1 pseudogene is annotated in these 441 nt (G+C 53.5%); it reads right to left on the bottom strand.

From position 1 onward, the window contains the following. A pseudogene (locus E5329_RS29415) lies at positions 1-441 on the bottom strand (type IV secretory system conjugative DNA transfer family protein); the annotation flags it as partial.

The raw sequence follows: 441 nt of genomic DNA, 5'->3' as shown, positions 1-441 counted from the left end.
CGGCGGCATCCCGCAGGGCGGGCGGTGGCGGCAGAGTCCTGCCCTGTACCCAGCCGGTGTTTCTTCCTCCTGATTGGAATGAGGTGTAAATCTGATAGCGGGGCAGAGCCATAAAATCCTCTGCTGTAAGTTCCGGTGCCATTGCCGCCATGTCTTTTGCGTCCTTGCTGTTAAGACCGAATACGATTTTGTTCCTGGCGTTGGCGTCTACCCCGGAGCGGATATCTAAAGGCAGTTGGTCACGGTATTGATGTGCCAGTGTCAACCCCACACCCAAACCTCTCGCTTGTGCTAAAGCGTCAGAAATATCTGTCGGTAACGAAATATAATCTTGCAGCTCGTCAATGTAGATTTCTACAATGTGCCGCTTCTCTGCCGGGATACTTGCCCGTGACAGGGCAAGCGTCCAGGTTAAGCCGACAATTAGTGAGCCTAAGAGCC

Source organism: Petralouisia muris (genome assembly GCF_004793545.1).
GTDB classification, from domain to species: Bacteria; Bacillota; Clostridia; order Lachnospirales; family Lachnospiraceae; genus Petralouisia; species Petralouisia muris.
This window is presented reverse-complemented; position numbering and strand designations above follow the sequence as displayed.